The organism is Streptomyces sp. NPDC041122 (assembly GCF_055592445.1).
Map to the genome: position 1 here is coordinate 431,862 of NZ_JBVIYQ010000004.1, position 12,652 is coordinate 444,513.

The window sequence follows — 12,652 nt, forward strand, 5'->3', positions numbered from 1 at the left end:
GCGGTCTACGGTGACATCCGTACCGGGGGAAGGTGGACCGCATGTTTGATGTACTCCGCAAGTTCAGGCGCGCCGACAGGTCGGCGCGGCGTGAGGCCGAGTGTGCGCAAAGTCAGGGCGGCCCGAAACGAACGCACAACCTCTTCGAAGCGGCCGCCGTCTATGTGTCGGCGTGCGCCGAGGACGATCAGGACGAGATGGACCGAGCCAGCGACTGGGTCTCACCGGAGGCGTTGTCGTTCGGTGTCAGTGAGCTCGCGTGTCGGGCTGTGATTGCTCTCGCACGCGAACGCGACGAGTCGCCGCGCGAGGTGGCCCGTTCGCTGCTGGGCCTGCCCGCCGCTTGAGGCCACGATGCGCATCGGTACGTCGGACAAGGCGGTCCGCCGACGAATTTCCTGGTCATCCACCCTCGACGATCTCTGTGGCCAATGGTTAGGGTGCGCCGACAGATGAACGATGGGGAGGCTGGCATGGCCGGGACGGACGACGCTGTCGCCGCCGATGACGACGCGCTGTACGTGCTGACTGCGGTGCTGTTGACACCCGCGAAGTTCCCCAGCGTGTTGGGCGACGACTATCCGGAGGCGTGCGCGGCGCTCGGCCTCGCGCCGCTCGCCGCGGGGTACGGGCTGGTGCTCGGCCAGGATGGGGACGGCGCGCGTTGGACGGTAGTGGTGGACGACGTGTCCCTCGTGGCCGTGGCGATCGCTTCCTGGGATTGCGGCATGGAGTACGACCTGTCCCCCGACGAGCGCACGGTGGTCACCGCGCTACCGGGCTGGCCGCTTGCCGTCGCTGTGGCAGCCCCCGGGGTGCCGGCCCCGCACGACCCCGAGCCGGAGCCCGATGCGGAGGAGCGTGTCCGGCTTCCGCTCGCGCCGCCGGCATCGGACACTTGGGGCCCCGCTCAGCGACGGCTCGGAGCCGACGAGATAGCACTGCAGTGGGCAGCCTGGCGTGCCCAGATCGACGACACAGATTTCGCGACGGACGACCCCGCGGGCGACTCCTCGGAGCGCCCAGAGGAAAAGCCCCTGGGCGGTGTACGACGGGTCCTGGCGGAGGCCCGCGCGTACGTGGACACTCCCCCGCCGATGGGCCGGGTGCGGTCGTCCTTCGCCTCGGGTGACGCTCGCACCCTGCGAGCCGACGGTCCAGGCTGGTCCATGGTGGCCAGGACCGATGACATCGCGTTCGTCCTACTGGACGAGGAACCGGGAGAGGTACTTCCGGTGGGTCGTGGGCGGGAGCTTCCCGCTCTACTGGAAGCTCTGGACAAGATGGCGGTCCGCCCCTCCTGAATGTCGCCGTTGATCAACCACACGCCCATCGGCCGCGTCTCGGGCCAGGGCGACACGAGAGCCTGCTGTGGATCGCAGCATCTCTTCTGCAGCGCGTCCTCACCCCTACGGCACGCCTCAGCGGCCTATCTCCCTGCGAGAGGTCCGGCGCAGCCTGCGTCGCTGACTGGGGTCGAGGGCCAGATATGCCGCCGCAGGCACTCCGAGCACGATCAGAAGTGCAACCCACCAGGGCAGCCAGATCAGCAGGATGATGCCGACCGCCACCCCTCCCGCAGCGATCTTCGCGCTTTTCGACATGTCCGTCGCCTCCTTCACGGCTTCTGCCGCTCTCTGTCCTGGGAACGGAATCCGGCGCCTCACGGTTCCTGGACCCAACCCTGACAAAGCCCTGAGTCGCTACCCCTACGGGGCCGGATCACTGGTCCGGGCCCGCCCCGCCGATCACGAGCTCCGGCCGGCCCTACTCGACCCGGAGCGGCTCACCGACTTCGTACATGTGCTGCAGCACCTGGCGATAGGAGTCGACGAACCCTGCCTCGGTGTAGGACATGCCTATCTCGGCGCAGTGGGCCCGTACGAGAGGCTGCGCGAGACGGAGGTGCGGGCGCGGCATGCTGGGGAACAGGTGGTGCTCGATCTGGTAGTTGAGGCCACCGAGGAACCAGTCGGTTGCCGGACCGCCACGGATGTTGCGTGAGGTGAGCACCTGGCGTCGCAGGTGTCCCCATCGTTCGCCGTTCGGGCCGGGCATCTCCATGCCCTTGTGGTTGGGCGCGAAAGCCAGTCCGAGATGCAGCCCGAAGAGGGACTGGTGGATCGCGGCGAAGGCGATGGCATGGCCGATGGGCATGGCAAGGAGGAGCAGCGAGACGTATCCGGCGAGGTGAGCGACGAGCAGAAGCCCTTCCAGCACGCGCTCGCGCGGGCCCTGTCGGCGCAGGTCCTGGAAACCGTAGACCTTCATCGCGATGCCCTGGAGAAGTGTCAGCGGGAAGAACAGCCAGGCCTGGTTGCGGGTGAGCCAACGCCGGAAGCCCACGCGCACCTTGGCCTGTTTGCTGGTCCACACGAGGACGTCTGCGGCGACATCAGGGTCTTTCTCGATGTGGTTGGGGTTGGCGTGGTGCCGGTTGTGCTTGTCGTTCCACCAGGCCGAGCTCATTCCGAGCAGGAGGTTGCCGTGGATCAGGCCGATGGCCCGGCTGACGGACCGGTTCCCGGATATCTGCGAGTGGCCCGCGTCGTGTCCGATGAACGCCGTGCGGGCGCACAGGACGGACAGCACGGGGGCGAGCAGCAGCACCCACCACGAGGTCCCGAGGAGGCACATTCCGGTTCCGACGGCCACCAGCGCGAGGGCATTGACCGCTATGGTACGCGCGTACCAATCGATGCGTCGCTTCAGGAGACCCTGCTCCTTGACCGTGCGCAGGAGGGGCGCGAAATCACTTCCGGTAGTCGGTCTCCCGGGGGCATCTGGGAAGCGTTCCGCGACTGCGGCAGCCTGGGGCATGGCGGGTCTCCGGTGCTCGTGAGTGGCTTGACCTCATAAAACGTACGGATCGGTGACCCAGGGCAGCCATGGCGGCACCACCCGTGTGGGGGCGGGGGGCAGCACCGCTCGGCAGGGGGGCTGACTACACCCTCCGGGACGAAGTGACTTGAATCACTCACCCCTTCCTCCCACGCGGCCACGGGGTGTTGTACTCTCGGCCGCTCCGGTCTCAGTAGTCAAATTTGAGGAATGCGTCATCGCTGTGCACAGGCCCCCTGTCGTGTCCCCCTCCGAGATCTCCGAACTGTCCCGCTGTTCCGTGCTCTTCGTGCCGTGCGACCCTCCGCGCGACGGCCGCGTGGCGTTCTGGTGTGCCGATGGCACCCAGCCCCCGGCCGTCGCCTCCGGTACGTGCGAAGAGCTGGCCCTGGCGGTGCCGGATGGCGACGGCATCGAGCTGGCCGGCATCCCCGCCGTACTGCTTCCTGTACGTGCCGCGCTGCCCGTGCTCACGCGCGCGCGTGCCGCCACCGAGACGCATCCGACCGGCGCCTTCTGGGGCACGGCAGGCGTGCTGGCACTGCAGTTGGCTGCACGCGGACTGCTGCTGCCGGGGCTGACCGCCGACGACCACGACGCGTGGCGTGCCGGACCACTGGGCGCCGAGGACGTGCAGCGGTTGCGCGATCTGGCCGCGGCGATGCCGCCTGCCGCCCATGCCATGCCGTTGGACCACGACGCCCCGCTGCGACTGCCCGAGCCGGAGCGTCTGCTGCGCCAGTTCCTCGACGCCGTGGCCGACACGCTCCCCCGCTCCCCCGCGGCGCCTCTGGCAGCGGGCGGGCCGGTCTTCGCCGCGCCGGAGCCCCAACACGTTCCCGAACAGCGTGCCTGGGCCCTGGACGTGGCGGCCGGGCATGACGCCGGCGTCCGGATCTCGCTGCGGGTGGAGATCCCCGGACTCGCCTCAGTCGTGGAGGACGGCACCCGGTTGCCCTTCCGCGCGGTCCTACAGGTGCACAGTGTCAGCGATCCCTCCCTCGTCGCGGACGCGGCGGAGGTGTGGGCCGAAACCACGCTCTCGGAACCGGCGTTCGGACCACGCGCGCGGATGGACGCCCTGCTCGCGCTCCGGCGTGCCACGCGCGCGTGGCCGCCACTTGCCCCGTTGCTCTCCGCCTCGGTTCCTGATGCCGTCGAGTTGGCCGATGAGGACATCAGCTCCCTCCTGGGCGAAGGTGCCCGCGTGTTGGCCGTCGCGGGCGTCGACGTGCACTGGCCCAAGGAGTTGGCCCGTAGCCTCACCGCTCGCGCGGTCGTCGGCCCTCCCGACGAAGACGGCGACGGTCACCACAAAGGGCCCGGCAAACTCACCTCGGACACGCCGTCCTTCCTGTCTGCCGAGGCGCTCCTCGCCTTCAATTGGCGTTTCGCGGTGGGAGACCAGCAGCTCACCCGCGCGGAACTGGACCGGCTGGCCGAGGCCAACCGCCCCGTGGTGCGCCTGCGCGATCAGTGGGTCCTCATCGACCCTGATGAGGCCCGCCGTGCCCGTAACCGGCACGACCACAAGGTCACCCCGATCGACGCGCTCAGCGCCGCACTGACCGGCACCGCCGAGGTCGGGGGAGAACACGTCGACGTGCAGCCGACAGGCTGGCTCGCCGCACTCCGTGAGCGCCTCGCCGACCCCGAAGGCATGGAGGCCGTCGGCCAACCCCACGCACTCGCCGCCACCTTGCGCGACTACCAGCTGCGCGGGCTGAACTGGCTGGCACGCATGACCTCGCTCGGCCTCGGCGCCTGCCTCGCCGACGACATGGGTCTCGGCAAGACGATCACGCTGATCGCGCTGCATCTGCATCGTCGGACACAGCCGGAGACAGCGGGGCCGACGCTGGTGGTCTGCCCGACGTCGCTCATGGGCAACTGGCAGCGCGAGATCGAGAGGTTCGCTCCCGGCACCCCCGTCCGTCGCTTCCACGGCGCGCGGCGCAGCCTCGACGGCCTGGAGGAGGGCGAGTTCGTACTGACGACGTACGGCACGATGCGACTCGACGCGGAGAAGCTCGGGCAGGCCTCGTGGGGCATGGTCGTCGCCGACGAGGCCCAGCACGTGAAGAACCCGTACTCGGCCACCGCGAAGCAGCTGAGGAGCATCCCCGCACGCGCGCGCGTGGCGCTGACCGGCACCCCTGTGGAGAACAACCTCTCCGAGCTGTGGGCCATCCTCGACTGGACCACGCCCGGCCTGCTGGGCAGACTCAGCACCTTCCGTACGCGCTACGCCCAGGCGGTGGAGGGTGACACGGATCCGGGCGCCGCCGAACGGCTCGGCCAGCTGGTGCGTCCGTTCCTGCTGCGCCGCCGCAAGTCCGATCCGGGGATCGCACCCGAGCTGCCGCCGAAGACGGAGACCGACCGCGCGGTCTCGCTCAGCGCGGAGCAAGCCGGCCTCTACGAAGCCGTGGTTCGGGAGACGCTCGCGGACATCTCCGGCGCCGACGGCATCGCCCGCAGGGGGTTGATCGTCAAACTCCTCACCGGCCTCAAGCAGATCTGCAATCATCCCGCGCAGTACCTCAAGGAGGCCGAGCCCCGCATTCCTGGGCGCTCAGGAAAACTGGAACTCCTGGACGAACTGCTGGACACGATCCTCGCCGAGGGCGCGAGTGTGCTCGTCTTCACCCAGTACGTGCAGATGGCGCGGCTGATCGAGCAGCATCTGGCAGCCCGCGGCGTCGCCTCACAGTTCCTGCACGGTGGGACGCCCGTCACGGCGCGAGAGGCCATGGTGCAGCGCTTCCAGGACGGTGACGTACCGGTCTTCCTGCTGAGTCTGAAGGCCGCCGGAACGGGCTTGAACCTCACCCGGGCCGAGCACGTCGTGCACTACGACCGCTGGTGGAACCCCGCCGTCGAGGCGCAGGCCACCGACCGGGCGTACCGCATCGGCCAGACACAGCCGGTACAGGTGCACCGACTGATCGCGGAAGGCACGATCGAGGACCGCATCGCCGACATGCTGGTGCGCAAACGGGAGTTGGCGGACGCCGTCCTCGGTTCCGGCGAGTCCGCTCTGACCGAGTTGACCGACGCCGAGTTGTCGAATCTGGTGGAGCTGCGAGGGGGCACGCGATGAGGGACATCCACGACGAGTCGTTCGGTGTCGAGACCGACGGCACGCGCGCGGGGACGCAGCCTGCAGAGCGTACGTTCGCGCCGCTGCCGCCCGTGCACGGCCGGGCGTTCGCGCAGACGTGGTGGGGCCAGGCCTGGATGAAGGCGCTGGAGGACACGGCGCTCGACCTCCAGCAGCTCAAGGTAGGCCGCGGTCTCGCGCGTGCGGGCGCCGTCGGGGCGGTCTCGGTGCGGCCGGGCCGGATCACTGCGGTCGTCAAGGATCGCGACGGCACACCACACCGTTCCGATGTCCTGCTGCAGGAGTTGGGCCCGGAGGCGTGGGACCGCTTCCTGGGCATGGCGGTCGAACGCTCCGGGCACATCGCGGCGCTCCTCGACCGCGAGATGCCGCCGCATCTAGTGGAGGACTCCGCGGCGGCGGGCATCGAACTCCTGCCGGGTATCGGCGACCTGGAGCCCGAGTGTGACTGCGACGCGTGGGATCACTGCCGGCACACGACCGCGCTCTGTTACCAGGTGGCTCGCCTCCTGGACGAGGACCCTTTCGTCCTGCTGCTGATGCGGGGTCGCGGGGAGCGGGCACTCCTCGACGAACTGCAGGTGCGAAGCATCGGCACGGCGGCTGGGTCGCAGGAACCGCAGGAAGAGGTCCAGGAGGCTGCTCCAGAGGGTGTCAGCGCCGCAGAGGCCTATGCGGGCGGCGGCATCCTCCCGCCGCTTCCGGCGCTGCCTCAGGTACCCACGGAGCCGGGTACGCCCCCGACGCTGGATACGGAGACCGAGCCCGCGTCCGGTCTCGACGTGACAGCGATCGAGTTCCTGGCCGCGCGAGCGGCCGCCGAGGCCCACAGGATGCTGGCGGACGCGCTCGCCCCCGGTCACGCAAACCTTCCGGTAGAGGGCGAGTTGAACGAGAGCGAGGATGCCGTGCGTCTGGCCGCTGCACAGCCCGTCGCCACGGTCGAGGCGCGGCTCGCGGCGGTATCGGAGCGGGGGCAGGACGGCCTCGCTCTCGCCGTGCGGGCGTGGAACTACGGGGGCCGTGCGGCCCTCGACATACTCGAGGCGGAGTGGCTGCCGCAGGGCGAGGCACTGGCACGCGCGCGTGCCGCTCTGGACTCCGCCTGGGACGACGACGAACGGCCTCATCTGCTTGAGGCGGGAAACCGCTGGACCGTGGCCGGCGCCGACCTGCAACTGCGCCACGGACGGGACGGCCGCTGGTGGCCGTACCGCAGGGAACACGGCCGGTGGGTCCCCGTCGCGTCCGCGGCGGCCGACCCTGCGACGGCGCTCGTGGTGGCCTCCGGAACCGAGTAGCGACGCCCCTGCGCGGACCGCTGACGGAGTGAGCCGCGAATGATGGCACATGGCCGAAACACACGCGGCGCCCACCGGCGCGATGGCGGTGGAGACCCGCGCGCCGGGAACACCGGCGCGCGCACTCCCCCTGGCCAGCGATTGAGCGCGGCCATGGCATCGGCGAGCGTGGACCCCGTCGGATCAGGGAGGTCTGACTGACCGCAAGGGCCGGCCAAGGCCCTCGGAGCGGGATCGGGCACGTCAGTTCCGTCAGCGCGACCTATCTGAAGGGGGTTTGTTCCGGGCACCGCGCCCCTCGGGTGCTGATTGGCCCGACGAAGGCCGGTGGCGCCTCCTGCCCCTCGCGGGAGGCGCCACCGGTACGCCTACATCTGCCGGCTCTGGTCCGCCGCGCTTATGCGAAGCAGCTTCAACAGGAGGCTACAAGCCCCGGATGAGTGACCTCAGGGCCGGGCCGCCAGAAGATGATCCATGGCCAACTGATCGAGGTGCTCGAAGGCCATGCCGCGTGCGGCGGCGCCCTCGACGTCGAAGGCCTCGAAGGCGCTCCCGTCGGCGAGCAGGCCGGAGAGTCCGTCGTCAGCCGTGGGCATCGCCAGTTCGTCCAGACGCGCGGCACGCAACGCCTCACGCACCTCGGGGTCGGCCCGGAAAGCAGCCGCGCGCTCCCGCAGGATCAGGTAGTTGCGCATGCAGCCGGCGGCCGACGCCCAGACCCCGTCGTAGTCCTCCGTGCGCGGCGGCTTGAAGTCGAAGTGCCGGGGGCCTTCGTAGTCACCCCTCTCCAGGAGATCCACCAACCAGAACGCACTGCGCAGATCACCCGCGCCGAACCGCAGATCCTGGTCGTACTTGATGCCGGTCTGACCGTTCAGGTCGATGTGGAAGAGCTTCCCCGACCACAGCGCCTGGGCGATGGAGTGCGGGAAGTTCAGGCCCGCCATCTGTTCGTGGCCCACTTCAGGGTTGACGCCGAACAGTTCGGGCCGCTCCAGGCGCTCGATGAAGGCAAGAGCGTGGCCCACTGTGGGCAGCAGAATGTCGCCGCGCGGCTCGTTCGGCTTCGGCTCGATCGCGAACCGGAGGTCGTAGCCCTGGGCGGTGACGTACTCACCGAGCAGGTCGAAGGCCTCCTTCATGCGGTCCAGCGCGTCGCCCACATCCTTCGCGGCGCCCGACTCCGCCCCCTCCCTGCCGCCCCACGCGACATAGGTGCGCGCACCCAGCTCCGCCGCGAGGTCGATGTTGCGGATGGTCTTGCGCAGCGCGTACCGGCGTACGTCACGGTCGTTGGCCGTGAATCCGCCGTCCTTGAAGACGGGGTGGGTGAAAAGGTTCGTGGTGGCCATCGGCACGACGAGACCTGTCGCGTCCAGCGCCTGCCGGAAACGCTTGATGTGCCCCTCGCGCTCCGCTTCGGAGGCACCGAAGGGAATCAGGTCGTCGTCGTGGAACGTCACTCCGTAGGCACCCAGTTCGGCCAGATGTCGGACCGAGTCCGCGGGGTCGAGCGCCGCCCTGGTGGCGTCCCCGAACGGGTCCCTCCCCTGCCACCCGACGGTCCACAGGCCGAAGCTGAACTTGTCCTCAGGAGTGGGCTGATAGTTCATGTGCGGCTCCCTCACCTATTTCGTCATGGCGGTTTACAAATTAGTATCCGAGGGCGCCGCTGGGAAGAGGAGGGAACTCCGGGGCATACCCGGAAGGACCCCAGGAACGGAGACCGTCATGTCAACAGCGCCCACAGCCCAGGGCCCGCTCGTCGTCGGCGTGGACAGCTCCACCCAGTCCACCAAGGCATTGGTCGTCGACGTCGGCACCGGCCGGGTCGTCGCGAGCGGCCAGGCACCGCACCGGGTGAGCACCGGCGAACACCGCGAGAGCGATCCCCGGGACTGGTGGGACGCTCTGTGCACCGCCCTCCGCCAGTGCGGAACCGCCGCTCACGAGGCCGCCGCGGTGTCGATCGGCGGCCAGCAGCACGGGCTCGTGACGCTGGACAAGGACGGATCCCCGGTGCGGCCGGCCCTGCTCTGGAACGACGTGCGGTCGGCACCACAGGCACGGAGTCTGGTCGATCGCCTGGGCGGCCCCAAGGTGTGGGCCGACAGGGTCGGCAGCGTCCCGGGGCCGTCCTTCACGGTGACGAAATGGGTCTGGCTCACCGAGCACGAGCCCGGCTCCGCCCGCGCCACAGCAGCTGTCCGCCTACCACACGACTACCTCACCGAACGACTCACCGGGCTCGGCACGACCGACCGCGGCGACGTCTCCGGAACGGGATGGTGGGCGTCGGGAACGGAGCAGTACGACGAGGACATCCTCGACATGGTGGGCCTCGACCCTGCTCTCCTGCCCCGCGTCGCGCAGCCCGGGGAGGTCGTCGGAACGGCCCGGGGCGGCAGTGAACTTCCCTTCTCCAAAGGCACGCTGATCGCCCCTGGCACGGGCGACAACGCGGCCGCCGCCCTGGGACTCGGACTCCGCCCCGGCACACCGGTGCTGAGCCTCGGGACCTCCGGCACCGTCTACGCGGTCTCGGAGAACCGTTCCGCGGACCCGAGCGGAACCGTCGCGGGCTTCGCCGACGCGCGCGGCGCCTGGCTGCCGCTGGCCTGCACCCTCAACTGCACACTGGCCGTCGACCGTGTAGCGGAACTGCTTCACCTGGAGCGCGAGGCGGTCGAGCCGGGCAGCTCGGTCACGCTCCTGCCCTACCTGGACGGCGAACGCACCCCCAACCTGCCCCACTCCTCCGGCGTCCTGCACGGCCTGCGGCACGACACGACACCAGGGCAGCTGCTGCAGGCCGCGTACGACGGAGCGGTGCACTCACTGCTCGGCGCCCTCGACCGGGTACTCGACCCGCGAGCCGACCGTTCGTCGCCCCTTCTGCTCATCGGGGGCGGGGCACGCGGCACCGCCTGGCAGCAGACAGTACGTCGACTGTCCGGACGCCCCGTGCAGATCCCCGAGGCCCAGGAGTTGGTCGCGCTCGGTGCGGCGGCCCAGGCGGCAGGTGTACTGACCGGCGAGGATCCGAGCGCGATCGCGCGCCGCTGGGACACAGCACGCGGTCCGGTACTCGACCCGGTGGAAAGGGACGAAACAACGCTGGACCGGATCTCCGGGGTACTCTCCGACGCGGCGCCGCTCCTGGACCGGGCGCCCCACGGGGAGTGAGGACCGACCGAGGCATGACCGCACCGCTGCACGATGCGCACAGCACGACCTCCGGTGCGCGGCTGCCCGACACCCAGCAGGGAATGCGTCGCCGCAACCTCTCCCGGGTGATGCACACGGTCGCCGCGCACGGGCCGCTGTCCCGCGCCGCCGTGGCCTCCCGTATCGGGCTGACGCGCGCCGCGGTCTCCACGCTGGTGGACGAGTTGATCCGCTCGCGGCTGCTGGACGAGCTGGGTCCCGAGCGTCCCGGGCGGGTGGGGCGCCCCGGGTCCGCCCTGGCCGTCAGTGCGCGGGGCCCGGTCGGCATCGGTGCGGAAGTGGGCGTCGATCACCTCGCCGCATGCGCCGTCGACCTCCGCGGAGAAGTGCGTGCCCGTGCCGTGCGTCCCGCCCCCAATCGCGGGCGGTCACCCGTCCCCGTGCTGGAGGAGCTCACGCTCCTGGTGGAGCAGGTCAGCGCCGAGACCCGAGCGGCCGGCCTGATTCCGGCGGGGCTCGCGGTGGCGGTCCCCGGGCTGGTGGCCCGCGGCACACGGACGGTCGTTCGCGCGCCCAACCTGGGATGGGACGACATCAACCTTGGCGAGCTCGTCTCCTCCGATCTGCCACTGACGGTGGACAACGAAGCCAACTTCGGCGCGCTCGCCGAACTGTGGCTCGGCGAGGAGACCCCCGACGACTTCCTCCACGTCTCGGCGGAAATCGGTATCGGCGCCGCGCTCGTGGTCGACGGCCACGTACTGCGGGGTGCGCACGGCTTCGCCGGCGAGCTCGGACACGTGCCCGTACGTCCTGACGGTCCGGCCTGCCCGTGTGGGGGTCATGGCTGTCTGGAGCAGTACGCCGGTGAGGAGGCCGTGCTGCGGGCGGCAGGCCTGGACCCTGGTGCGGAGCGGAGCGAACTACTCGCCGAGCGCGCAGCCGCAGGCGACGTCGCGGTACGACGAGCGCTGCGCGGCGCCGGCGAGGCCCTGGGCATCGCTCTCACCGGTGCCGTGAACCTGCTGGACCCACGGGCCGTGGTGCTCGGCGGGGCCCTGTCGCGCCTTGCGCCATGGCTGCTGTCCGCGCTGGAGCACGAGTTGACGGGCCGTACGGCAGGCCGGGCTTGCGGAGTCACGGTCTCCGGTCTGGGACCGGATGGTCCGTTGTTGGGCGCGGCGCACTCGGCGGCACGGGCGGTGCTGGACGATCCGGTGGGTGTGGCCGGTGGCACGGGGCCTGGTGCGGGCCCATCTCGGTAGTTCTCTGCCCCTCCCTCGATCGGGTGGCGGAGATATCCACAACCACGCTGCTGTACACAGATCAGCGCCACCACCTTCCGCCTCAACCGGCAAGCGCCGTACCGTAATTCACGTGAGGCCAGCGGTCCCGACGCCAGAGCTGAGGCAGCGTCACTCGGGCTAAGCAACTCTCACACCCCGATGAATGCGTGCCACCACGACGGGCCCGATCAGCCGAGCAGAGGGCCGACCGGCCAGAGCGGAGCGAACCCGAAATGAGCGAACCCCGAGTCCTGACCGTGCGGCCCGAAGCTGACGACTGCGCCTGGACCTTCGGCGGCGCCCCGCCCGTGGCCCGCATCGCTCCAGGCACCCGGGCCCGGCGCACGGCGCGGTTCACTGTGCGGGACGGGGACGTCGACATCGACCTGCCCCTGGGCCCCCTGCACGGGACGGTCGGCGTCGCGCCCGCGCATCCGGAAGTGCGCTCGGCACTCGTGCACGACGCGCACGGCGGCTACACGGACACGCCCGAGATACGTGCCGGCGTCATCTGCTACCTCGGAGTCACCGTCGAGGGCGCACTGCCGAGTCTCGGCGACGGGCACGAACGGCAGAACAAGAGCGAGACATGCGGGGTCGCCGTCGAGTGCGCCATGAACACCGTGGTCATCGTCGAGCCCCTCTGCGACACCAACTACACCTGCGTGGCCAAGATCCGCAAGGAATGGCTGCCCAACCGCGAGACTCACCGTGGACTGTACGCGCGGCTGCGTGAGTCGGCCGCCGCGCTGCCCCACGGATCGGCTCCGTACACGTCCTAGAACCGAGCGCCTTCAGCAGGGTGGCCCTCCCCACCCTGTGTCCGGCGCCGTGGCTCCGCCGACGTGGTGGCCCACCGAGCCAGGGGGCGCCCCGGTGCGGTGGATCTCTCAAGTACAGCGCCAGCCCAGCCGTTCCCCCCACCGAGAGGC

Annotated in this window: 10 protein-coding genes; 7 read left to right on the top strand and 3 right to left on the bottom strand. The window is 70.1% G+C overall.

What is annotated here, in order from left to right; genetic code table 11:
* Window positions 1-41 precede the first annotated feature (41 nt).
* Together ACZ6B8_RS18030 and ACZ6B8_RS18035 are read left to right on the top strand one after the other, a co-directional pair.
* Window positions 42-347: a hypothetical protein gene (locus ACZ6B8_RS18030; protein WP_471607805.1), complete on the top strand. Its 306-nt coding sequence runs from the start codon at window positions 42-44 to the stop codon at window positions 345-347.
* A 126-nt stretch (window positions 348-473) separates the two neighbouring features.
* The gene (locus tag ACZ6B8_RS18035) at window positions 474-1,304 is read left to right on the top strand and encodes a hypothetical protein (RefSeq protein ID WP_471607931.1); all 831 of its coding nucleotides are present in this window, start codon (window positions 474-476) and stop codon (window positions 1,302-1,304) included.
* 117 nt (window positions 1,305-1,421) lie between these two features.
* Here the strand turns inward: ACZ6B8_RS18035 and ACZ6B8_RS18040 are convergent, their stop codons facing one another.
* Window positions 1,422-1,604, bottom strand: coding sequence for a hypothetical protein (locus tag ACZ6B8_RS18040; protein ID WP_471083040.1), 183 nt, complete (start codon window positions 1,602-1,604; stop codon window positions 1,422-1,424).
* A gap of 163 nt (window positions 1,605-1,767) precedes the next feature.
* Window positions 1,768-2,820 carry a fatty acid desaturase family protein gene (locus ACZ6B8_RS18045; RefSeq protein WP_471607806.1) on the bottom strand — a complete coding sequence of 351 codons (1,053 nt, stop codon included), beginning with the start codon at window positions 2,818-2,820 and terminating at the stop codon, window positions 1,768-1,770.
* A 244-nt stretch (window positions 2,821-3,064) separates the two neighbouring features.
* Here ACZ6B8_RS18045 and ACZ6B8_RS18050 point away from each other — a divergent pair, with 244 nt between their 5' ends.
* On the top strand, window positions 3,065-5,944 hold the full coding sequence (locus tag ACZ6B8_RS18050) for a DEAD/DEAH box helicase (protein ID WP_471607807.1): 2,880 nt from the start codon (window positions 3,065-3,067) through the stop codon (window positions 5,942-5,944).
* The gene (locus tag ACZ6B8_RS18055; protein WP_471607808.1) at window positions 5,941-7,266 is read left to right on the top strand and encodes an SWIM zinc finger family protein; all 1,326 of its coding nucleotides are present in this window, start codon (window positions 5,941-5,943) and stop codon (window positions 7,264-7,266) included. Before ACZ6B8_RS18050 ends, ACZ6B8_RS18055 begins: the two co-directional genes overlap by 4 nt.
* A gap of 446 nt (window positions 7,267-7,712) precedes the next feature.
* Here the strand turns inward: ACZ6B8_RS18055 and xylA are convergent, their stop codons facing one another.
* Window positions 7,713-8,879, bottom strand: a complete 1,167-nt coding sequence (gene xylA, locus ACZ6B8_RS18060) for a xylose isomerase (protein WP_471607809.1) — start codon at window positions 8,877-8,879, stop codon at window positions 7,713-7,715.
* Between the two features lie 118 nt (window positions 8,880-8,997).
* Here xylA and xylB point away from each other — a divergent pair, with 118 nt between their 5' ends.
* The 3 genes from xylB (at window position 8,998) to ACZ6B8_RS18075 (ending at window position 12,502) form a co-directional block, all read left to right on the top strand.
* Complete coding sequence (gene xylB, locus ACZ6B8_RS18065) at window positions 8,998-10,452, top strand: xylulokinase (protein WP_471607810.1); 1,455 nt, start codon at window positions 8,998-9,000, stop codon at window positions 10,450-10,452.
* 14 nt (window positions 10,453-10,466) lie between these two features.
* Window positions 10,467-11,699, top strand: coding sequence for an ROK family protein (locus tag ACZ6B8_RS18070; protein WP_471607811.1), 1,233 nt, complete (start codon window positions 10,467-10,469; stop codon window positions 11,697-11,699).
* Between the two features lie 254 nt (window positions 11,700-11,953).
* On the top strand, window positions 11,954-12,502 hold the full coding sequence (locus ACZ6B8_RS18075) for a hypothetical protein (RefSeq protein ID WP_471607812.1): 549 nt from the start codon (window positions 11,954-11,956) through the stop codon (window positions 12,500-12,502).
* The last annotated feature ends 150 nt before the right edge of the window (window positions 12,503-12,652 follow it).

What these genes read in the sequence shown, in the direction of transcription:
- ACZ6B8_RS18030 (WP_471607805.1), top strand. Translation starts at nt 42, where the DNA reads ATGTTTGATGTACTCCGCAAGTTCAGGCGCGCCGACAGGTCGGCGCGG.
- ACZ6B8_RS18035 (WP_471607931.1), top strand. Translation starts at nt 474, where the DNA reads ATGGCCGGGACGGACGACGCTGTCGCCGCCGATGACGACGCGCTGTAC.
- ACZ6B8_RS18040 (WP_471083040.1), bottom strand. Translation starts at nt 1,604, where the DNA reads ATGTCGAAAAGCGCGAAGATCGCTGCGGGAGGGGTGGCGGTCGGCATC.
- ACZ6B8_RS18045 (WP_471607806.1), bottom strand. Translation starts at nt 2,820, where the DNA reads ATGCCCCAGGCTGCCGCAGTCGCGGAACGCTTCCCAGATGCCCCCGGG.
- ACZ6B8_RS18055 (WP_471607808.1), top strand. Translation starts at nt 5,941, where the DNA reads ATGAGGGACATCCACGACGAGTCGTTCGGTGTCGAGACCGACGGCACG.
- xylA (WP_471607809.1), bottom strand. Translation starts at nt 8,879, where the DNA reads ATGAACTATCAGCCCACTCCTGAGGACAAGTTCAGCTTCGGCCTGTGG.
- xylB (WP_471607810.1), top strand. Translation starts at nt 8,998, where the DNA reads ATGTCAACAGCGCCCACAGCCCAGGGCCCGCTCGTCGTCGGCGTGGAC.
- ACZ6B8_RS18070 (WP_471607811.1), top strand. Translation starts at nt 10,467, where the DNA reads ATGACCGCACCGCTGCACGATGCGCACAGCACGACCTCCGGTGCGCGG.
- ACZ6B8_RS18075 (WP_471607812.1), top strand. Translation starts at nt 11,954, where the DNA reads ATGAGCGAACCCCGAGTCCTGACCGTGCGGCCCGAAGCTGACGACTGC.